The organism is Variovorax sp. WS11 (genome assembly GCF_010499245.1).
Classification (GTDB): domain Bacteria; phylum Pseudomonadota; class Gammaproteobacteria; order Burkholderiales; family Burkholderiaceae_C; genus Variovorax.
This window is the reverse complement of sequence record NZ_JAAGOW010000005.1, coordinates 538,701-558,305: the sequence shown is the minus strand read 5'-3', so window position 1 is coordinate 558,305 and position 19,605 is coordinate 538,701. Positions and strand designations below refer to the sequence as shown.

The 19,605-nt window shown below is 68.5% G+C and carries 16 protein-coding genes and 1 pseudogene; 14 read left to right on the top strand and 3 right to left on the bottom strand.

The features are described from left to right. The first annotated feature begins 3 nt into the window (after positions 1-3). The 5 genes from GXN78_RS37155 to GXN78_RS37135 are packed head-to-tail and all read left to right on the top strand — an operon-like array spanning position 4 to position 6,708. Complete coding sequence (locus GXN78_RS37155; RefSeq protein WP_106558815.1) at positions 4-2,295, top strand: xanthine dehydrogenase family protein molybdopterin-binding subunit; 2,292 nt, start codon at positions 4-6, stop codon at positions 2,293-2,295. Next, positions 2,288-3,160 carry a xanthine dehydrogenase family protein subunit M gene (locus GXN78_RS37150; protein WP_106558814.1) on the top strand — a complete coding sequence of 291 codons (873 nt, stop codon included), beginning with the start codon at positions 2,288-2,290 and terminating at the stop codon, positions 3,158-3,160. Before GXN78_RS37155 ends, GXN78_RS37150 begins: the two co-directional genes overlap by 8 nt. Further along, complete coding sequence (locus GXN78_RS37145; RefSeq protein ID WP_106558813.1) at positions 3,157-3,633, top strand: (2Fe-2S)-binding protein; 477 nt, start codon at positions 3,157-3,159, stop codon at positions 3,631-3,633. The genes GXN78_RS37150 and GXN78_RS37145 overlap by 4 nt, the downstream gene beginning before the upstream one ends. Next, entirely contained in the window at positions 3,623-4,384 is a 762-nt protein-coding gene (locus tag GXN78_RS37140; protein ID WP_106558812.1) for an SRPBCC family protein, read from the top strand. The genes GXN78_RS37145 and GXN78_RS37140 overlap by 11 nt, the downstream gene beginning before the upstream one ends. Positions 4,385-4,386: 2 nt before the next feature. Then, complete coding sequence (locus GXN78_RS37135; protein WP_106558849.1) at positions 4,387-6,708, top strand: molybdopterin-dependent oxidoreductase; 2,322 nt, start codon at positions 4,387-4,389, stop codon at positions 6,706-6,708. Positions 6,709-6,730: 22 nt separating this feature from the next. On the opposite strand, the gene GXN78_RS37130 is transcribed toward GXN78_RS37135, so the two are convergent. After that, positions 6,731-8,899 carry a hypothetical protein gene (locus GXN78_RS37130; protein WP_106558811.1) on the bottom strand — a complete coding sequence of 723 codons (2,169 nt, stop codon included), beginning with the start codon at positions 8,897-8,899 and terminating at the stop codon, positions 6,731-6,733. A 447-nt stretch (positions 8,900-9,346) separates the two neighbouring features. Between GXN78_RS37130 and GXN78_RS37125 the strand changes: the two genes are divergently transcribed. Together GXN78_RS37125 and GXN78_RS37120 are read left to right on the top strand one after the other, a co-directional pair. Next, on the top strand, positions 9,347-9,625 hold the full coding sequence (locus tag GXN78_RS37125) for an antitoxin of toxin-antitoxin stability system (protein ID WP_106558810.1): 279 nt from the start codon (positions 9,347-9,349) through the stop codon (positions 9,623-9,625). Continuing rightward, positions 9,622-9,906 carry a type II toxin-antitoxin system RelE/ParE family toxin gene (locus GXN78_RS37120; RefSeq protein WP_106558809.1) on the top strand — a complete coding sequence of 95 codons (285 nt, stop codon included), beginning with the start codon at positions 9,622-9,624 and terminating at the stop codon, positions 9,904-9,906. The genes GXN78_RS37125 and GXN78_RS37120 overlap by 4 nt, the downstream gene beginning before the upstream one ends. 264 nt (positions 9,907-10,170) lie before the next feature. Here GXN78_RS37120 and GXN78_RS37115 read toward each other — a convergent pair whose 3' ends face one another. Further along, a complete protein-coding gene (locus tag GXN78_RS37115) occupies positions 10,171-11,745 on the bottom strand; it encodes a serine hydrolase (protein WP_106558808.1) in 1,575 nt (524 codons plus the stop codon). A gap of 154 nt (positions 11,746-11,899) precedes the next feature. Continuing rightward, on the bottom strand, positions 11,900-12,868 hold the full coding sequence (locus tag GXN78_RS37110; protein WP_106558807.1) for a LysR family transcriptional regulator: 969 nt from the start codon (positions 12,866-12,868) through the stop codon (positions 11,900-11,902). Positions 12,869-12,950: 82 nt separating this feature from the next. Here GXN78_RS37110 and GXN78_RS37105 point away from each other — a divergent pair, with 82 nt between their 5' ends. From GXN78_RS37105 to dmpG, 7 genes and pseudogenes are all read left to right on the top strand, one after another. Next, entirely contained in the window at positions 12,951-13,820 is an 870-nt protein-coding gene (locus GXN78_RS37105; protein ID WP_106558806.1) for a VOC family protein, read from the top strand. 11 nt (positions 13,821-13,831) lie between these two features. Next, complete coding sequence (locus GXN78_RS37100; RefSeq protein WP_219910095.1) at positions 13,832-14,533, top strand: class II aldolase/adducin family protein; 702 nt, start codon at positions 13,832-13,834, stop codon at positions 14,531-14,533. Then, on the top strand, positions 14,530-15,999 hold the full coding sequence (locus GXN78_RS37095; protein WP_106558805.1) for a 2-hydroxymuconic semialdehyde dehydrogenase: 1,470 nt from the start codon (positions 14,530-14,532) through the stop codon (positions 15,997-15,999). Before GXN78_RS37100 ends, GXN78_RS37095 begins: the two co-directional genes overlap by 4 nt. Beyond that, positions 15,996-16,790, top strand: coding sequence for a 2-keto-4-pentenoate hydratase (gene mhpD / locus GXN78_RS37090; protein WP_106558804.1), 795 nt, complete (start codon positions 15,996-15,998; stop codon positions 16,788-16,790). The genes GXN78_RS37095 and mhpD overlap by 4 nt, the downstream gene beginning before the upstream one ends. After that, positions 16,787-17,581, top strand: a complete 795-nt coding sequence (locus GXN78_RS37085; RefSeq protein ID WP_106558803.1) for a fumarylacetoacetate hydrolase family protein — start codon at positions 16,787-16,789, stop codon at positions 17,579-17,581. The genes mhpD and GXN78_RS37085 overlap by 4 nt, the downstream gene beginning before the upstream one ends. Then, positions 17,568-18,526 (top strand): annotated as a pseudogene (locus GXN78_RS37080) (acetaldehyde dehydrogenase (acetylating)). Before GXN78_RS37085 ends, GXN78_RS37080 begins: the two are co-directional and overlap by 14 nt. Before the next feature lie 11 nt (positions 18,527-18,537). Then, positions 18,538-19,605, top strand: a complete 1,068-nt coding sequence (dmpG, locus tag GXN78_RS37075; RefSeq protein ID WP_106558802.1) for a 4-hydroxy-2-oxovalerate aldolase — start codon at positions 18,538-18,540, stop codon at positions 19,603-19,605.

The following is a 19,605-nucleotide window of genomic DNA, read 5'->3' as shown; positions in this document are numbered from 1 at the left end:
GCCATGAATGCATCCACGCTGGGCACGTCGGTGCCCCAGGTCAATGCCCGCTCCAAGGTGCTGGGGCGAGCGCAGTATGCAGGCGACATCCAGATCGCCGGCATGCTGCACGGGAAGGTGCTGCGCAGCCCCCACCCGCATGCCCGCATCGTGCGCATCGACGCCACGCAGGCGCTCGCTCTCCCGGGCGTGAAGGCGGTAGTGACGGGTGCCGACGGACCGCAGGTGCCTTGGGGCGTCCATCACAAGGAGCGGCTCACCCTGGCTCGCGACGTGGTGCGATTCGCCGGCGAGGAGGTCGCGGCCGTTGCGGCGACCAGCGAAGAGATCGCGCGCGACGCGCTCGACCTGATCGAGGTCGAGTACGAGGAACTGCCCGCGTTCCTCACGCCCGAGCAGGCGCTGGAGCCGCAGGCACCCCTCGTCCATCCCGGTCGCGACGACAACATCGCGCACGAGATCCGCTTCGAGCGCGGCGATGTCGATGCGGCCTTCGCGCACGCCCACCTGGTTCACGAGGCCACCTACACCACGCATTCGCAGTACCCCGGCTACATGGAGCCGATGGCCTCCGTGGCGGCGATCGATGCCGACGGCCGGCTGCAGGTGTGGACCTCGACGCAATCCGCCTTCCTGGTCCGCGCCCGCCTGGCCGCGGTGCTCGAACTGCCGGTCTCCAAAGTGCGCGTCATCCAGGCGACCACCGGCGGCGGCTTCGGCGGCAAGATCATCGAGGACGCCAACAGCCTGATCGCCGGCCTGCTGGCGCTGCGCACCGGCAAGCCGGTGCGGCTGGTGAACAACCGGCTGGAGGATTTCCTCGCCTGCGCCACCAGCGTGCCCGAGCGCATCACGCTCAAGCTCGGCATGGACCGGGAAGGAAGCATCGTCGCCAAGGACGTGCGCATCGTGGCCGACTGCGGCGCCTACAGCGGCCTCTCGGCGGAAGTCATGCATGTCAGTGCGATGCGCAGCGACAACATGCACCGCAACGGCAATGTGCGCTCGCACGCCACCCTGGTCTACACGCACACGCCGCCGCACGGCGCCTTCCGCGGCTTCGGCGGCACGCAGATGCTGTTCGCGCTCAACAGCCACATCGACGCCATGGCCCACCAGCTGGACCTCGATCCGCTGGACGTCCACCGCCGCAACGCGATCGAGCGCGGCGCGACCTCGGTGCACGGCTGGAAGATCGGCAGCACCGGCCTGCTCGAGTGCCTGGCGCAGTGTGCCGACGCGATCGGCTGGAGCACCAGGCGCAGCGGCAACGCGGGCCGTGGCGCGAAGCGGCGCGGCCTGGGCCTGGCCGCGGCCATGCACGTGAGCGGCAACCGCACCATCGGCGACTGGGACGGCTCCACCGTCATGCTGAAGATCAACGAGGACGGCCGCGTCGTCCTGCACAGCAGCGAGGCGGACATGGGCCAGGGGGCCATGACCATGTTGTCGCAGGTCGTGGCGCACGAGCTCGACATCCCGCTCGAACACGTCCACGTCGTGGCACCCGACACCGACAGCTCGCCCTGGTGCATCGGCTCGCTCGCCTCGCGCGTCACCATGGCGGCCGGCAACGCGGCCATCGTGGCGGCCCGCGCCGCGCGCGGCAAGCTGCTCGACCAGGCCGCGTCGATGCTGCAGCAGCCTGCCGAGGCACTGAAATGCGCCGGTGGCGCCGTGTGCGTGGCCGACGCGCCCCAGCGCAGCCTGACGCTGGCCGAGCTGGCGCGCGCGCACCTCTGGCGCCACGGCGGCGAAGGCATCCAGGTCAGCGGAAGCTGGGATGCCAGGACCGACATGTTCGACAAGACCACGCTCATGGGCAACATCGCGCCGGCCTATTCCTTCGCGGCGCAGGCCGTCGAGGTCGAGGTCGACACCGAGACCGGCCAGGTCACGCTCGTCGACAGCTTCGTGTCCGACGACTGCGGCAAGGCCCTCAACCCCCAGGCGGTGCACGGCCAGAGCAACGGCGCGGCCGCCCAGGCCATCGGCTGGACGCTGTACGAGCAGTTGCAGCTGGATGCGGGCCGCATCGTCAACGGTAACTTCGCGGACTACACCATGCCCTCGCCCGATGCGCTGCCCATGCTGCGCAGCGGCATCGTGGAGTCGAACGACCCCAACGGCCCTTACGGTGCCAAGGGCGCCAGCGAAACGGCGATCCTTCCGGGTCCCGGAGCCGTCGCCAACGCCGTGTTCGACGCGGTCGGCGTTCGCATCCTGGACTTGCCGATCACGCCCGAGAAGGTGCTCGCGGCCTTGCGGCGGCGCGAGGAGTCCCGCCATGCGTGAGTTCGAGTTCCTGCAGCCGCGCTCCTTGTCCGAGGCGAGCCGCATGCTGGCCGACCTGGGCGACGAGTGCCGCGTGATGGCCGGCGGCACGGCCTTGCTGCTGGCGATGCGCCAGCGCATGGCGGCGCCGACCCACGTGATTTCGGCCCTGCAGATCGAAGGGCTGCGCGGCATCGCCTTCGATCCGCGCGAGGGCCTGCGCATCGGCGCCCTGGTGAAGCACGCCGAACTGGCGCGCTCCGAGCTCGTCCAGCGGCACTACCCGGTGCTCGCGGCCATGGCGGCGCAGGTCGCCAATCCGCAGGTGCGTAACCAGGGCACGCTGGGCGGCAACCTCTGCTATGCGGACCCCGCCACCGACCCGCCGGGCTGCCTGATGGCGCACGGCGCGCAACTGGTGCTGGCCAGCACGCGCGGCCAGCGGATGCTTTCCGTCGAGGAGTTTCTGGTGGACTACTACGTGACCGCGCTGGAGCCGGACGAACTGCTGGTGGAGATCCGTGTCCCGGTGCCGCAGGCCGACGCCGGCGGCCGCTACACGCGCTTCCTGCGCACGGCGGTGGAGCATCGGCCGCTCGCCAGCGTGTCGCTGATGACGCGCCGCGACGGCGCGCTGTGCCGCGAGGCGCGCCTGGTCGTGGGCGCCTCCGTGGCCATCCCGGGCCGCGTCACGCGCGCCGAGGAATTCCTGCGAGGCAGGATGGTCACGGACGGGGTGGCCGCAGAGGCCGCCGACATCGTCGCGGCCGACATCGCGCCGATCTCGGACACGCGCGGGTCCGCCGAATTCCGCCGCAACATGGTTCGGGTGGCCTGCCGCCGGACGATCGCCGGCCTCTTCGGCCTCGCTGGAGAAGAATCATGAGCAAACACACCATCCACTTGACCGTGAACGGAGAAGAGCACGAAGCGCAAGTCCCCGCGCGCCGGCTGCTGAGCGACTTCCTGCGCGATGACCTGCACCTGACCGGCACCAAGCGCGGCTGCGAGACGGGCGTCTGCGGTGCCTGCTCGGTGCTGGTCGATGGCGAGGTCGTGAAGTCCTGCCTGTCGCTGGCCGTGCAGGCGCACGGCTGCGCGATCACCACCGTGGAAGGCCTGGCGCAAGGCGAGCGCCTGCATCCCTTGCAGGATGCCTTCATGCGTTGCGGGGGGCTGCAGTGCGGCTACTGCACGCCGGGCTTCCTGATGGCGTCGTGCGCGCTGCTGGCGAAGAACCCTCTGCCGACGGAGCACGAGGTGCGCGAGGGCCTCAACGGCAACCTCTGCCGCTGCACCGGCTACACCCAGATTGTGGAGTCCGTCCTGGACGCCGCGGAGAAACTACATGGACATTGAAAAAATCCTGACCATCGCCGCGCCGCCCGCGCGCGTATGGGAACTGCTGCTGGACCCCGAAGTGATGGGGGCCTGCATTCCCGGCATGCAGTCGGTCGAGGTGCTGAGCCCCACCGAGTACAAGGCCCTGATCGCGGTGAAGATCGCCTTCGTGAGCGCGAAGTTCAGGCTCAGGACGACCATCCTGGAGCAGCGCGCACCGCTCTACCTGCGCTGCGAGGGCACCGGCGAGGACGCCTCGGTGGCCAGTTCGCTGCGCCAGCAGAGCGAGATGTTCCTGGCCGAGCAGGCCGACGGCGGCACCGAGCTGCGCGTGAAGGTGAAGGTGGACGTGCTGGGGCGCCTGGGCAGCTTCGGCCTGAGCGTGATGAAGACCAAGGCCGACCGCATGTGGGATGAGTTCGGCCAGAACCTGTCGAAACGGATCGCGCCGCCCGCCGAGCTGCCGCCGCCATCCATCGCGCCCGAGCGGGCACCGAGCCCGGCCGTCGGCGCCGTGCCGCAAGCCATTCCGGGCCCGTCGCACCGCGCCAGGGTGATCGAGGCCATTCAGAGGTCGCCCGCGCCCAAGGGCTGGTGGCCGCGCCTGCTTGCCTCGCTCTCCAGGCGCAGCGACCCGGCCTGCGCGCACCACATCCGCATCGAGCTGATGCGCGAGGGCGCCACGATCACCGTCCATTGGCCGCTGGAAGCGGCCGGCGAATGCGCAGCGCTCCTGCGCGACTGCCTGCTGCCGGCGGCGAAGGAATGAAGATGGCCGCGCCACGCACGAATCGCACGGTCCAGACGGCTTCCCACTGGGGCGTCTACAACGTCGAGGTCGATGCGCGCGGCCAGGTGGTGCGGACCACGCCGTTCAAGTCCGACCCGCACCCGCCGAGCTACATGGCAAGCCTGCCCGAGACCGTGCGCAGCCCGCTGCGGATCGTGCAGCCCTGCGTGCGCGCCGGCTACCTGCAGCGCGAGCGGACGCGAAAGCGGGGCGGGGAACCCTTCGTCCCCATCGGCTGGGACGAGGCCCTGGACCTCATCGCGCACGAACTGCAGCGCGTCAAGGACGAGCACGGCAACGAGGCGATCTATGGCGGGTCCTATGGCTGGGCGAGCGCCGGGCGGCTCCATCATTCCCCCAGCGTCCTCAAGCGCTTCCTGGGCCTGCATGGCGGCTACGTCGACAAGCGCGGCAACCACAGCTTTGGGGCGGCTCTGCAGATTGCGCCCTACATCCTCGGCCGCTCGGACATCACCGAGATGGTCGTCCCCTGGGCCGACGTGGTGGCGTCCGCCGAGCTGGTGGTCATGTTCGGCGGGGCTTCGCTCAAGAACACCCAGATCGATGCCGGCGGAGCCGTCGCGCACGAAAGTCCGGACTGGTTCCGCCGCGCGGCCGCTGCAGGCATCCGCTTCGTCAACATCAGCCCGTCGCGGCAGGATCTTTCCACGGATGTGAAGGCCGACTGGATCGCGCTGCGGCCGAACACCGATGTCGCCCTGATGCTGGGCATCGCGCACACCCTGGCGAAGGAAGGGCTGTGCGACCGCGAATTTCTCGCGCGCTATTGCGAAGGCTACGAGCGCTTCGAGGCCTATCTCAGCGGCCGCTCGGACGGCCAGCCCAAGGATGCGCGCTGGGCCGGCGGCATCACCGAGGTGCCGGTGGAAGTGATCGAAAGCCTGGCACGCACGATGGCGACGTCGCGCACCCTCGTCACCACCAGCTGGTCGATCCAGCGCGCAGACCACGGCGAGCAACCGGTGTGGATGACCATCACGCTCGCGGCCATGCTCGGACAGATCGGGCTGCCCGGCCGTGGCTTCAGCCTGGGCTTCGGCGCGGTCAACGGCACCACGAAGCCGCACCACGACGGCCTTCCAAGGCCGACCCTGCCGCTCGGCCCCAATCCCGTGAAGACCTACGTGCCGGTCGGTCGGGTGGGCGACATGCTGCTGCGCCCGGGCGCGACGATCGAGTACGACGGCAAGACCATCACGTACCCGGAGACCCGGCTGCTGTATTCGATCGGCGGCAATCCTTTCCACCACAACGGCAACCTCAACCGCTTCCTCGAGGGTTGGCAGCGGCTGGACACGGTGATCGTTCACGAGCCGTGGTGGAACCCGGCCGCCAGGCATGCGGACATCGTGCTGCCGGCCACCACCACGATGGAGCGCAACGACATCCTCGCGCAGGAGTACACGCCTTTCTGGATCGCGATGAAGCAGGTGATCGAGCCCGTGGGGCAGGCGCGCAACGACTTCGACATCATGGCCGGCCTGGCGAGCCGCCTGGGCTTCGGCCACGTCTATACGCAGGGACGGGACGAGATGGGCTGGCTCGCGCACATGTACGAGCAGGCGCGTACGCAGGCCCAGGCCCTCGGCTTCGAACCGCCGGACTTCCAGGCGTTCTGGGAAGAGGGCGCTTACGAGTTTCCGCCGCCGTCCGAGTCCAAGGTTCTGCTCGGGGACTTCCGGCGCGACCCCGCTGCGCACCGGCTGGCCACCCCTTCGGGCAGGATAGAGATCTACTCGAGCACGATCGCCGACTACCGCTACGCGGACTGCCCCGCGCATCCGGCATGGCTCGCGCCCGCCGAGTGGCTTGGCTCGCCGGCCGCATCCCGGTTTCCCCTGCATCTGCTGTCGAATCAGCCGACGCCGCGGCTTCACAGCCAGCACGACCACGCGCCGGCCAGCCGCCGGACCAAGGTGTCCGGGCGGGAGGCCTTGACGCTGCACCCCGACGACGCGCGTTCGCGCGGGCTCGTCCCAGGAGACGTCGTGCGGGTCTTCAACGAGCGGGGAGCCTTCCTCGCCGGCCTGGTCGTCGCGGACCATCTTCGTCCCGGCGTTGCACAGATCTCGACCGGTGCCTGGTTCGATCCTGCCGAAGGCGGCCGGCCCGGCAGCCTGGAGAAGCACGGCAATCCGAATGTCGTCACGCTGGATCGCGGCACCTCGCAGCTGGCGCAATCCACGGTCGTCCAGACGGTGCTGGTGCAAGTCGAGAAATGCGAGTCGCCGCCGCCGGTCACCGCGTTCGACCCCCCGCAGCTTGCCGCCCGCGCATCCTGACGATGATCGCAAATCGCTCGCGTCAGTTGCCTTCGGTCGCCGGCGTGTGCTGCAGCGCGGGCGGCAATCGCCGGTCCAGCAGATCCAGCTGCCACGCCAGCACCGCGACCACGGCCACCAGCGCCAGCGCAGCGAGTGCGCCCCGCATCCCGCGGCGCTCGGCGTAGGGATCGCGCAGCACGCGCACCGCGTGCCGCGGGATGTGCGCGGTCTTCGACAGCGAGGCGCCGAGCCGCACGTTGACCTTCATCCGGCCGTTGATGGCCCAGCCGCTGGCATCCAGGATGGGCCCCAGGCTGCGCTGGCGCAGCTTGAGCCAGGCGATCAGCATGCTCGGGCCGGAGATGGCGAGGACGACACCTGCGATGGCGATCGGGATCCATTGCCCCAGATCGATGAACTTGCTGAACAGCGCCACCAGCACGGCGCTGATGCTGCCCATCGCGACGCCGATGGCGGCCACGGTGCCCACGTCGATGCGGCTGCCGGGAAGGCGTGCCGTTGCGGCCGGCGCGGCGCCGGGCGCGGCGCGCTTGTCGGCGGTCGCGATGCTCGTGGCCAGCGAACCCAGCGCGCCTTGCGCACCGGCCTCGCTGGCGGCGGCACGCTTGGCAACCTGTTCCTCGATCATGCGAACGAACTTCTTGTAGGGCGAGAAGAAGGCCTGGGCGACGCTGGTCGGGTTCTCGATCAGCCGCGTGATGGTCGCGTCCCAGTCGCGGCCCTGGCGGTCGTAGAAAACGCCGTTGCGGCCCGCGAAGAGAAAGTCGACATCGCCCGAGGTGAAGGCCGCGACGATGTTCATCTTCTCGCCCCCGCGCCGGCACTCGCAGTAGGCCAGGCAGGTCTTGGCCAGGCCCGCCAGCACCGCATGCTGCTTGACGTCGTCCACTCGCACGGTGAGATCGCAGCTGCGGCTGTCGAGGTAGAGCGTGCCGGCCTGGAAGATCGCGCCCTCGCGACGGTAGAAGGCCTTGAAGGAGACGAAGTTCTCCAGCATCTGGCGCAGGTCGCGCTTCAGGCGCAGCAGCTTTTCGAGGTCGCGCAGGCGCGCGTTGTGCGGCTCGGCTGCTTCGTCCTCGTCGATGAGCGCCATCACGGCGCTCTGCGTGGCCAGCAGCGCGGCGATGGCCGCGCCATCCAGGTCTGAAAGCGGTGACACCGGCTTGGCCGCGAGCCAGGCCCGGCAGGATTCGATGCGGCGCTGGAGTTCGACCCACGCGCGTTCGTCGATGTGATCGTCGTCGGTGTTGGTCAGCAGCGGCACGACGGCCTTTTGCTGCAGAGTGGCCAGTGCCTGGGCCCAGGCCGGATTCACGCCTGTGCGCAGCGGCAGCGTGCGTCCAGGGGCGATGGGTGCCAGGGGCAATGCGGCGATGCGCTGGTTCTCGAGTGTCAGTTCCTGCGCGGACAGCATCTCGTAGGTCTCGGTCGAGGCGTTCAGGGCCGGCACGGCCTGGATGTCATAGGCCGCGAGGCGGCAGCGTGCGAAGAAGTCGTCGACCTTGTCGCGCACGACGCACACTGCCTCGGCGGCCTCCAGCATGTGCCCGCCGCTGCAGGCCGCGCTGCCGTCGCCGGCCTGCCAGCGGCGCAGGGCCTCGGCCTCGGCGAAAAAGGCCTGGGCGCGTGCGCGGTCGATGCCGTCGTGGCCGTTGCGGTCCTTCACGCTGCCGTGGGTGTCGGCGATGCGCTGAAGCGTGCGGCGGACCGGCTCGTCGATTGCGGTCTCGGGGGTGACGATGCCGTCGCCGTTGAAGCGCATGGCGGCGAGCATGTCGCTGCGCCGCGCGACGTCGTCGAGAGTGATGACGCTCGCGTCCTCCTTGTGCAGCAGGCGCAGCACGTGGCGGGCTTCGTCCGCCAGCGAGAAGCCGTCCGCGCCGGGTTCGCAAAACGAGCCCAGTGCGATGCTGTCGCCTCCCTCGATCAGCTCGTCAGCGTTGCGCAGGTGCGCGCACGCCCATTCGCAGGCGGCGATGAGCTCCGGGGGCCGAATGCGCCGGTCGTCGTCGGTGTCGATGAGGTCGAGCGTGCGGGTGTCGAACTCGATGCCGCGCGTCGGGCAAGCGAGGGCCACCCAGAGCTTCTGGTCGAGTTCACCGATGTGTGCGATGTCGGACCCCTTGCGGATCAGGACTTGGTCCACACCGCCGGCGCGGAAGAACTTGAACTCGTGCGCCTCATGCATGCCTGGATGAAGCCCTCATGCCCAGCGCGTCCCCCTCCGGGCGGATGTATTTGCATGTCACAAGCCTTTCCTTTCGTCTTGGGTCTCTTTCGGTCTGGATGTGATTCCAGTCTTGACGCCCACCGGGGCTTGCTGCGTAGGCATTTGGAGCATGCGACCGAAGGAAATTTCAAGCCGATGCCGTCGCGGCGATCGGCACTGTCTGCGACTCGGCCAGGGGCGTCTTCGCGTGCCTGGAGCTCCGTTCCAGACCGTGCGCCGACGTGCCGGAACCCGCTCCAGCAAAAGCCTCTCGGAGCAAAGCGCATCTTTCTACACCCGAAAGTGATCACCTTTGCATGGCAGCGTAGCTGTCAGCTCAGCTTGCTTTGTGAGCTTCGCGATCACCTATTTTTGGGTGATGAATTTGTATATACTACGTCAATACTTCATTCATAGGGTGACACCATGTCGAAAGAAGCCGTGTTCACAATGAAGCTTGAACCTGAATTGCGTGCCGAATTCATGGCCGAGGCCGAGGCAAGCCATCGGCCGGCATCGCAGGTGATGCGCGAACTGATGCGCGACTTCATCCAGCAGCAGCGCCAGCAGCGGGAATACGATGAGTTCTTGCGCCGCAAAGTCGAGGATGGCCGGGTTTCGATGCGGGCTGGCCGTGGCCGTTCGAATGCGGAGGTTGAAACCACATTTGCGACCCGACGTGCACGTGTGACGCGCCAAGCATGAGGGTTGTCTGGACACCAGAGGCAGAACAGGACCGGGCCGATGTGTGGGACTACATTGCAGCTGACAACCCGCATGCGGCCGTCCGTATGGACCAGCTTTTCAGCGATGCGGCCGCCAGGCTTGCTGCCCACCCGAAGTTAGGCAAGATTGGAAGGATTTCCGGCACCCGCGAGCTGGTACCGCATGAAAGCTATCGCTTGGTCTACGAGATTGAGCAGGAAACGGTCTGGGTGCTGGCCCTTGTGCATACGGCCAGGTTATGGCCACCTGCACGCGAATGATGATCGCCAGCTGATCGCCGGTGTGCCGACTCCGTGGTCAGGCGGACTCCGGGCGCCTCGCGTTCCTGAATTTCGCCCGCCTGGGAGAGGAGGGCGGTCAGGCGCTTGATTTCGTCATCCAGGCTCGTGCGCACCCGATGCGCCTCGAGCGCGTGTTCTTTGAGCTGCAGCTCCAAGGTGTCACGAGCCTGTTGCGAGGAGGCCAGCGCCTCATCCAGGCTCGGCCGCGCCTACGCAAAAGCTTCTTCGCGCTGTGTCAGGCGCTCACGCCCCGGCGCGCAGGAAGGTCCCGAGCTGCTCGCGGTCGTAGTACTCGAGTGTCACGCGGTTGCCCGCGAAGCTGGCCTTCGAGAGGGTGCCCGGCGCGGCGTTCTCGTTGAAGAGCGTGAAGGTGAAGACGTCGCCATCCCAGTGCGTGAGCGGCAGCCGCAGGGGCGCGGGCCCCAGCACCAGCGCCAGTCCGCCTGATTCCGCGACCACCTGCAGCGGGCCGTGGTACGCGTTGTCGTAGCGCCCGGCATACGCCGACATGTTCTGCGGCGGCCTGGGGGGCTTGGGCTGCGCCGCGCCGATCAGCGAGCCCTCGGGGGCGGACATCGCCTCGAAGGCCGGCATGATGATCTGCTCCCAGGGCCGCTGGATTGCGCCGAACTGCAGCAGGTCAAAGAACTGTTGCTCCAGGATTTCCGGCACACCGATCGGCGATGCATTGGTCAGCGCCACCATGCCGACCCCGGTCGCGGGCACCACCATGAAGGCCGTCCCCGTCCCCAGCAGGAAGCCGCCGGAGTGGCCGAACGAGGACAGGCCCGCCGCCGTGGTGCCGACGTTGAAGCCGTAGCCGTAGTGGCCCGCGGGCCGGTCGCCGCTGGCCGGCGAGCTCAGGGCCTGCGGCGACACCGCGGGCTGCAGCGCGGCGGCGTCGACGATGCGCGTGCCCTGGAAGACGCCCCGGCCCAGCATCATCGACAGCCATCGGGCCACGTCGTTGACCGACGCGCTGATGCTCGCGGCGGGCGCCTGCGCGTCCGGCATGCGCACCGGTCCCGGCACCCAGGCGCCGTCGATCTTGATGTGCCCGACCACGCGGTTGCTCCGCGTCTGGAAATCGGCGAAGCGCGAACTCGTCCGGCGCATGCCCAGCGGCCCGTAGAGGGTTTGCTCCGACAGCGTCGCCCAGTCGGTGCCGGCGGCAGCGGCCACCGCAGCGGCGGCCCCGGTGAGCCCGAAGTTGGTGTAGTGGTAGGACTTGCGGAAGGTGTCGAGCGCCAGATGGCGCAGGCGCTGCAGCACCTGCTGCTGGTCGTAGCCCATGTCCTCGAGCCGGTCGCCGGCATGGTCCGGCAAGCCGGAGCGATGCGCGTAGAGGTCGCCGATCGTGAGCTGCGCGCTCACGGCGCGGTCGGCGAGCTCGAACCAGGGCAGGTGCCGGCGCACCGGGGTGTCCCACGCGACCGCCCCCAGCCCGACCTGGTGCGCCACCACCGTGGCTCCCAGCGACTTGGACATCGAGGCCAGCTGGAACACCGTGTCGGCATCGACCGGCGCATTCGTCCCGGCGACCCGCGTGCCGAAGCCTTTCGCGTAGACGGTCTGATCGCCGTGCACCACCGCGACCGCCAGGCCCGGCAGGCCGGTCTCCTTCATCATCGCGATAGCGAGCCCGTCGAGCTGGTCGAGGGCAGCCCGGAGCTTCGCCTCCTCCGCCGCAAGCGCGAGATCGGCCGCCAGGCCCGCGTTGCTCCCGCCGCCGCCGCATCCGCCGAGCCCAAGCAGCCAGCATGCCGCGAGACCGCCGCCGAGAACGATGCGCCGCCGTTGCTGCACTGCCGAGTTCATGTCGAGCCTCCGCGGCGCGTGCGGCCGGCGGGTCGCCGGCCTCACGGGTCGTGGGGGAGCTTGTACTCGACAGGCATCGCGTGCGCAACTGCGAAGTTCGGGAAGGCGGGTGCAGAGTCATCGTCCCGCAAGGCATCCACAGGGTCGCCGCCGCCTACGCCTCGATCTCGAAAGGCAGCCTCAGGGACTCGAACAGCGTGACGAACACGCCGCGCAGCCACTCGCTGCCGGGGTCGCGATGGAATCGCTGATGCCACGTCATCGAGACGTCGAAGGCCGGGAACTGCACCGGCGGCTCCACCAGTTGCAGCTGCAGATGAGGTGCGACCACTGCCCCCAGGTTGCTGGGCACCGCGCCGATCAGGTCGGTGCTCGCGACGATCGGTCCGACGCACAGGAAGCTGTGGACCCTCAGCGCCACCTTGGCCTTGACGCGAGTCCCCGACAGCACCTTCTCCACGGCGGCGGCGTGCTGCATGCCCACCGGGCCCGCCACCACATGCGCCAGCTCCCGCAGCTGTTCGCGGCGCAGCTTGCCCTTGACGCCGGGGTGATCCTTGCGCGCGACGTACAGGAATCGTTCGCGGAACAGGCGGCGCTGGTGCATTTGCTTGCCCAGGTCGCTGAGGTAGCCCACCGCGAGATCGATCTGGCCCGAGGTCAATCCGTCGAGCAGCTCGCCCCGGCTCGGCGAGACGACCTCGACGACGACCTGCGGGGCCACCTCGGCCAGGTGCCGCATCAGGCGTGGAAGAAACAGCCGCTCGCCGACGTCGCTCATCGCGACCCTGAAGGTGCGTGCCTCCTCGCCCTCGCTGAAGGTAGGCCGGTTGACGGTGGCGCGGAGGATCTCGAGCGCCGAGCTCACCGGAGACACCAGCGAGTCGGCAAAGGGCGTCGGAGCGACGCCGCGCTGCTGCCGCACGAACAACGTGTCCCCATACATCTCCCGCAGCCGCCCCAGGCCCCGGCTGACCGCCGGCTGGGTCAGGCCCAGCTGCGATCCGGCCGCGGTCAGGTTGCGCGTGCGATAGACCGTCTCGAAGAGCTCGAGCAGGTTGAGATCGACTTGCCGCGACAGGGGGCGCGAGCGGTGGATCTGCTTGATATGTGTCAATGGCATATCACGAATTCTATTTTTTCATTTCCAGAATGTCATCGATCTTTCTACAGTGCCTGCAGCCCCAGCAAAAAGGAGACATGCCGTGATCAATCTGCTCGACATCCGCTACGTGCGCCTCGGAACCCGGCAGCGCGACCAGGCGGACCTCTTCGCGCGCGAGGTGCTCGGCCTGGAGCGCGCACGGCAGGAGGCGGGCGCCTCGTACTTCCGCAGCGACAGTCGCGACCACACGCTGGTGTACTTCGAGGGCGACCCGGCAGACCACACGGTGGGCTTCGAGCTGCGCACCGCCGACGAGCTGGACGCGGCCGCCGCGGAACTCAGCAACGCCGGTGTCGAGGTGCGCCTCGGTTCCGCGGACGAGTGCGAACAGCGCCACGTGCGCAGCTTCATCCACTTCAAGGACCCCACGGGCAACAAGATCGACCTCGTGCTCGGCCCCCACCACAGCGGGCGCCGCTACTTTCCGTCGCGGGATGCCGGCATCACGGGCTTGAGCCATGTCGGGCTGTGTACCACCGACCCCCAGCGCGACGAGCGCTTCTGGACCGAGGTGCTCGGAGCGCGCGTGAGCGACCGCATCGGGGATGCGCCACTGCTGCGGATCGACGAGGTGCATCACAAGGTGGCCATGTTCCCGACGACGCGCTCGGGCGTGCAGCACATCAACCACCAGGTCGAGAGCGTGGACGACATCATGCGAGCCTGGTACATGCTCCAGAAGAAGGGCATCAAGATCGCCTTCGGTCCGGGCCGCCACCCGACCTCCGGCGCGCGCTTCCTCTACTTCTACGGTCCGGACGGAATGATCTTCGAGTACTCCACCGGCGTGCGCCTGATCACCGCAGAAGACGAACTGAGCTACCAGCCACGGCAGTTCCCTCGCGGAAACGAATCGTTCTGCATGTGGGGCGCGGTGCCCGACATCGCCGAGTTTCGCGACCCCGCCTGAGGAGCAGCGCCTTGACCGCCGCCGCTCCCGCCGTTCAGCGCGAACTGCGCATCGCCGCCCGCGCCTTGGCGCGCCATGGCCTGGCACACGCCTACGGCCACTGCAGCGTCCGCCTCGACGACGACAGCTTCCTGGTCTGTGCCGCGCGGCCGATGGGCCTGATCGCTCCCGGCGAGCCGGGCACCGTCGTGCCGGTGGCCGGCGCGCTGCCGGCGGGCGTGCTGGGCGAGGTTCGATTGCACCAGCAGATCTACAGACGCCACGCCCACGTGCGCGCCGTGACGCGCACGATGCCGCCCTCGCTCATGGCGCTGGGCACTGCGCGGCGCACGCCCCGGACCCGCCATGGCATGGGCGCCTACTTCGGTGCCGGTGCGGCCCTGTGGGACGACCCGCAGCTCGTGCGCGACGATGAACTGGCCGCCGCGGCGATCGATGCGATGGGAGGCGCCAACGCCATCGTGATGCGCGGCAATGGCGTGCTGGTCGCGAGCGACTCGCTGGCCAAGGCGGTGGTGCTGACCTGGTACCTCGAGGACGCGGCGCGAATCGAGTTGGCCGTGCTGGCGGCCGGCCTGCAGGACGAATCGGTTGTGTTCGATGCGGCCGAGCGCGAACGGCGGGCCACCGATGCCGGCGGCATCTTCGAGCGCATGTGGGAGTACCTCAGCGCAGGGGACCCAGAGATCAACTTCCAGGAGACACGAGCGTGATTCTCAACTTCATCGACGGCGAATACCGCGAGGGGAGCGGCGGCCGGAGCTTCGACGACATCAATCCCGTCGACGGCTCGCTCATCGACAAGGTCAGCGAGGCCGGGCGCGAGGACGTGGACGACGCGGTGCGCGCCGCGCGCCAGGCGCTCCAGGGCCCGTGGGGCTTCCTCAAGCTCGCGCAACGCTGCGACCTGCTGTATGCGCTGGCCGCGGAGATCGATCGGCGCGCGGAGGACTTCCTGGCCGCCGAAGTGGCAGACACCGGCAAGCCGCGCGCGCTGGCATCGCATCTCGACATCCCGCGCGGCGCGGCGAATTTCCGCGTGTTCGCGGATGTGGTGCGCAATGTGCCGACGGAAAGCTTTGCCAGCCATGCGCCGGACGGCAAGCCCGCGTTGAACTATGCATCGAGGCGGCCGAAGGGCGTCGTGGCCGTGGTGTGCCCGTGGAACCTGCCGCTGCTGCTGATGACATGGAAGGTCGGGCCGGCGCTGGCGTGCGGCAACACCGTCGTCGTCAAGCCCTCGGAGGAGACGCCGGCCACGGCGGCGCTCCTGGGTGAAGTCATGAACGCCGTGGGCATCCCCAAGGGGGTCTACAACGTGGTGCACGGCTTCGGCCCGGACTCAGCCGGCGAATACCTCACCACGCACCCGGACATCGATGCGGTCACGTTCACGGGAGAGACGCGCACGGGCGCCGCGATCATGCGGGCGGCGGCGGAAGGCATCAAGCCGGTCTCGATGGAGCTCGGTGGCAAGAACGCCGCGGTGGTGTTCGAGGATGCGGACCTGGACGTGACCATCGCCGGGCTGACCCGCTCGGTCTTCGAGAACTCGGGCCAGGTCTGCCTCGGCACCGAGCGGGTGTATGTGCAGCGCCCGGTCTTCGACGCCGTCGTGCAGCGGCTGGCCGCTGCGGCGGCGAAGCTGAAGCCGGGCCGGCCCGACGATCCCGAAGCCAATTTCGGGCCCCTGGTCTCCACCGAGCACCAGGCCAAGGTCCTGGGCTACTACGCCTTGGCGCGGGATGAGGGCGCTTCGGTCGTGCATGGCGGCGGCGTGCCGAAGGTAGCGCCTGCGCTCGCGGACGGCGCCTGGATCGAGCCGACGGTGTGGACGGGCCTGCCGCACGGCTCGCGCGTGGCCAGCGAAGAGATCTTCGGTCCCTGCTGCTGCGTCATCCCCTTCGATCGCGAATCCGAGGCACTCCGGATGGCGAACGACACGCGCTACGGCCTGGCCGCCTCGGTCTACACGCAGGACATCGACCGGGCCCATCGCTTCGCCAATGCCTTGAAGGTGGGCGTCGTGTGGGTCAACACCTGGTTCCTGCGCGACCTGCGCACGGCCTTCGGCGGTTCCGGCGCATCCGGCATCGGCCGCGAGGGGGGCGTTCACTCGCTCGAGTTCTACACCGAGCTTTCCAACGTTTGCATCAAGTTCAACGGAGCGGCGCAATGACAACGCGCGACATCGAAGCGGCAGCGGATTCGCTGTGGAGCGCCGCCACCGGCGGCAAGGCCATCGCGCCCTTGCGTGAGACCTTCCCCGGCTTCGGCCCGCAAGAGGCCTACGCCGTGCAGGAAATCAACACCGAGCGCAAGCTGCAAGGCGGCGGACGGCTCGTCGGCCGCAAGATCGGCCTCACCGCGAAGGCGGTGCAGAAGCAGCTCGGCGTGGACCAGCCCGACTACGGCATGCTCTTCGCCGACATGGCGATCGCAGATGGCGAGCCGGTGCGCTGGTCTCGCTTGATGCAACCCAAGGTCGAGGCGGAGGTGGCGCTGGTCATGGAGCACGACCTGCCCGAGCCCGGCATCACGATGGCGCAGATGCTGCGCGGCGTCGCGTTCGCGTTGCCCGCGATCGAGATCGTGGGTAGCCGCATCGCCGACTGGAACATCCGCTTCGTCGACACGGTGGCGGACAACGCCTCCAGCGGCCTGTTCGTGCTCGGAAACACGCCGGTGCCCCTGGACGGCCTGGACCTGCGCCTGGCGGGGATGGTCATGGAGCGCAAGGGCGAGCAGGTCAGCCTGGGCGCGGGCGCTGCGTGCCTGGGGCACCCGCTCAATGCGGCCCTGTGGCTGGCCAACAAGATGGCCGAACTGGGCCGCGGCCTGAAGGCCGGCGACGTGGTGCTCACTGGCGCACTGGGGCCGATGGTTCCCGTGAACCCCGGGGATGTCTTCGAGGCCCGCATCCAGGGGCTCGGGTCGGTACGCGCAGTGTTCGAGGAGCAACAGCCATGAGCCAGCAACGAATCGCGCGCCTGGCGCAGCGGGTCGACGATGCCGCACGCCATGCAAAGCCCGTCTCGCAGTTCGGGCACGAGGAAGAACTGAGCGTCGAGGACGCCTACGAAGTCCAGCGGGCTTCAATTGCCCATCGACTCGCACGCGGCGAGCGGCGCACCGGCATGAAGATGGGCTTCACCAGCCGCGCCAAGATGGTCCAGATGGGCGTGCACGACATGATCTGGGGGCGCCTGACCGATGCCATGGCCGAAGAAGATGGCGGACAGGTGTCGCTCGGCCGGTTCGTGCATCCGCGCGTCGAGCCCGAAGTGGCCTTCCTGCTTGGCAAGCCCCTGCCTGCAGGCGCCAGCCTCGCGCAGGCGCTCGATGCGGTGGTGGCGATTGCACCGGCGCTGGAGATCATCGATTCCCGCTTCGAGAACTTCCGCTTCTCGCTGGAGGACGTCATTGCCGACAACGCGTCGTCGTCGGGCTACGTGATCGGTCCCTGGTGCGACCCGCGGCAAGACTTCAGTAACCTGGGCCTCATCCTGGCGATCGACGGTGTGCCGCGCCAGGTCGGGAGCACCGCGGGGATTCTCGGGAATCCGCTGCGCTCCCTCGTTGCCGCCGCGCGCTTGAGCGCAGGTGCGGACGAGCCGCTGCAAGCGGGGTGGCTGGTGATGGCCGGCGGCGCCACCGCAGCCGAAGCCCTTGAACCCGGGCAGCACGTTGTGCTCGAGATGCAAGGCCTGGGCCGTGTCGAATTCAACACCACCGAACGAGGCGAACATGAGCGTGGCTGATCGCAAGCTGAAGGCCGCCATCATCGGCAGCGGCAACATCGGCACGGACCTGATGATCAAGATCCTGCGCCACGGCCGCCACATCGAGATGGGCGCCATGGTCGGCATCGACGCCGCCTCCGATGGGCTGTCACGCGCCGCGCGAATGGGCGTGGCCACCACCCACGAAGGCGTGGAAGGCCTCTCGCGCCTGCCGGTGTTCGCCGACATCGACATCGTCTTCGACGCGACCTCGGCCGGTGCGCACCTCAGGAACGATGCCTTCCTGCGCGAGCTGAAGCCGGAAGTCCGCCTAGTCGACCTCACGCCCGCAGCCATCGGCCCCTACTGCATTCCCGTGGTCAACGGCCTGGCGCATCTGGACGCGCCCAACGTCAACATGGTCACCTGCGGCGGCCAGGCCACCATCCCGATGGTGGCGGCGGTCTCGCGCGTGGCCAAGGTCCACTACGGCGAGATCGTCGCCAGCATCTCCAGCAAGAGCGCCGGCCCCGGCACACGGGCCAACATCGACGAGTTCACCGAAACCACGTCAAAAGCCATCGAGGTGGTGGGTGGCGCGGCCAAGGGCAAGGCCATCATCGTGCTGAATCCGGCCGAGCCGCCGCTGATGATGCGCGACACGGTCTACACGCTCAGCGAGTTCGCCGACGAGGATGAGATTGCTGCTTCGGTCGAGCGCATGGCCGCCGACGTTCAGGCCTACGTGCCGGGCTACCGCCTCAAGCAGAGGGTGCAGTTCGACCGGATCGAAGCCGGCCGCCCCATCCGCATCCCGGGCGTGGGCGCAGGCATGCATGGCCTCAAGACCTCCATCTTTCTGGAGGTGGAGGGCGCCGCGCACTACCTGCCGGCCTACGCGGGCACCTGGACATCATGACCAGCGCGGCGCTGCGCACCGGCGAATCGATGGCCGAGCGCATGCTCGCGGCCGTGGCTGTCTGAAGGAAACCGAGATGAGCCACGACCTCAGCAAGAAGATCTACATCTCCGACGTGACGCTGCGCGACGGCAGCCACGCAATCCGCCACCAGTACAGCGTGGAGCAGGCCAGGCAGATCGCCAAGGCACTGGACGAGGCCAAGGTCGACTCCATCGAGGTCGCCCATGGCGATGGCCTGCAAGGCGGCAGCTTCAACTACGGCTTCGGCGCCCACACCGACGTCGAGTGGATCGAAGCGGTGGCCAGCGTGGTGAAGCACGCGAAGATCGCGACGCTGCTGCTGCCGGGCATCGGCACCGTGCACGACCTCAAGGCCGCGTACGAGGCGGGCGCGCGCATCGTTCGCGTGGCCACGCACTGCACCGAGGCCGATATATCGAGGCAGCACATCGAGTACGCGCGCCACCTCGGCATGGAGGCCGTGGGCTTCCTGATGATGAGCCACATGACGACGCCGGATGCGCTGGCACAGCAGGCCAAGCTCATGGAGCGCTACGGGGCGATCTGCTGCTACGTGGTGGACTCGGGCGGCGCGCTGAGCATGAACGATGTGCGCGACCGGTTCCGCGCGTTCAAGGATGTGCTGAAGCCCGAGACGCAGACGGGCATGCACGCGCACCACAACCTGAGCCTGGGAGTTGCCAACAGCATCGTCGCGGTGGAAGAGGGCTGTGATCGCGTGGACGCCAGCCTGGCGGGCATGGGGGCAGGGGCGGGCAATGCGCCGCTGGAAGTCTTCATCGCCGCGGCCGCGCGCCTGGGCTGGAACCACGGAACGGATCTGTACAGGCTGATGGATGCCGCCGACGACATCGTCCGCCCCCTGCAGGACCGCCCTGTGCGCGTGGACCGCGAGACCCTGGCGCTGGGCTATGCCGGCGTGTATTCGAGCTTCCTGCGGCATTCGGAAGTGGCTGCGAAGAAGTACGGCCTGAAGACCGTCGACATCCTGGTCGAGCTGGGACGGCGCCGCATGGTGGGCGGTCAGGAAGACATGATCGTCGACGTGGCGCTCGACCTGCTGAAGCATGTGGAGCACGAGCGAATCCACCCGCAATCCAGCATGAGCGAGGCCGTCTGA

What these genes read in the sequence shown, in the direction of transcription:
- GXN78_RS37155 (WP_106558815.1), top strand. Translation starts at nt 4, where the DNA reads ATGAATGCATCCACGCTGGGCACGTCGGTGCCCCAGGTCAATGCCCGC.
- GXN78_RS37150 (WP_106558814.1), top strand. Translation starts at nt 2,288, where the DNA reads ATGCGTGAGTTCGAGTTCCTGCAGCCGCGCTCCTTGTCCGAGGCGAGC.
- GXN78_RS37145 (WP_106558813.1), top strand. Translation starts at nt 3,157, where the DNA reads ATGAGCAAACACACCATCCACTTGACCGTGAACGGAGAAGAGCACGAA.
- GXN78_RS37140 (WP_106558812.1), top strand. Translation starts at nt 3,623, where the DNA reads ATGGACATTGAAAAAATCCTGACCATCGCCGCGCCGCCCGCGCGCGTA.
- GXN78_RS37135 (WP_106558849.1), top strand. Translation starts at nt 4,387, where the DNA reads ATGGCCGCGCCACGCACGAATCGCACGGTCCAGACGGCTTCCCACTGG.
- GXN78_RS37130 (WP_106558811.1), bottom strand. Translation starts at nt 8,899, where the DNA reads ATGCATGAGGCGCACGAGTTCAAGTTCTTCCGCGCCGGCGGTGTGGAC.
- GXN78_RS37125 (WP_106558810.1), top strand. Translation starts at nt 9,347, where the DNA reads ATGTCGAAAGAAGCCGTGTTCACAATGAAGCTTGAACCTGAATTGCGT.
- GXN78_RS37120 (WP_106558809.1), top strand. Translation starts at nt 9,622, where the DNA reads ATGAGGGTTGTCTGGACACCAGAGGCAGAACAGGACCGGGCCGATGTG.
- GXN78_RS37115 (WP_106558808.1), bottom strand. Translation starts at nt 11,745, where the DNA reads ATGAACTCGGCAGTGCAGCAACGGCGGCGCATCGTTCTCGGCGGCGGT.
- GXN78_RS37110 (WP_106558807.1), bottom strand. Translation starts at nt 12,868, where the DNA reads ATGCCATTGACACATATCAAGCAGATCCACCGCTCGCGCCCCCTGTCG.
- mhpD (WP_106558804.1), top strand. Translation starts at nt 15,996, where the DNA reads ATGACAACGCGCGACATCGAAGCGGCAGCGGATTCGCTGTGGAGCGCC.
- GXN78_RS37085 (WP_106558803.1), top strand. Translation starts at nt 16,787, where the DNA reads ATGAGCCAGCAACGAATCGCGCGCCTGGCGCAGCGGGTCGACGATGCC.
- dmpG (WP_106558802.1), top strand. Translation starts at nt 18,538, where the DNA reads ATGAGCCACGACCTCAGCAAGAAGATCTACATCTCCGACGTGACGCTG.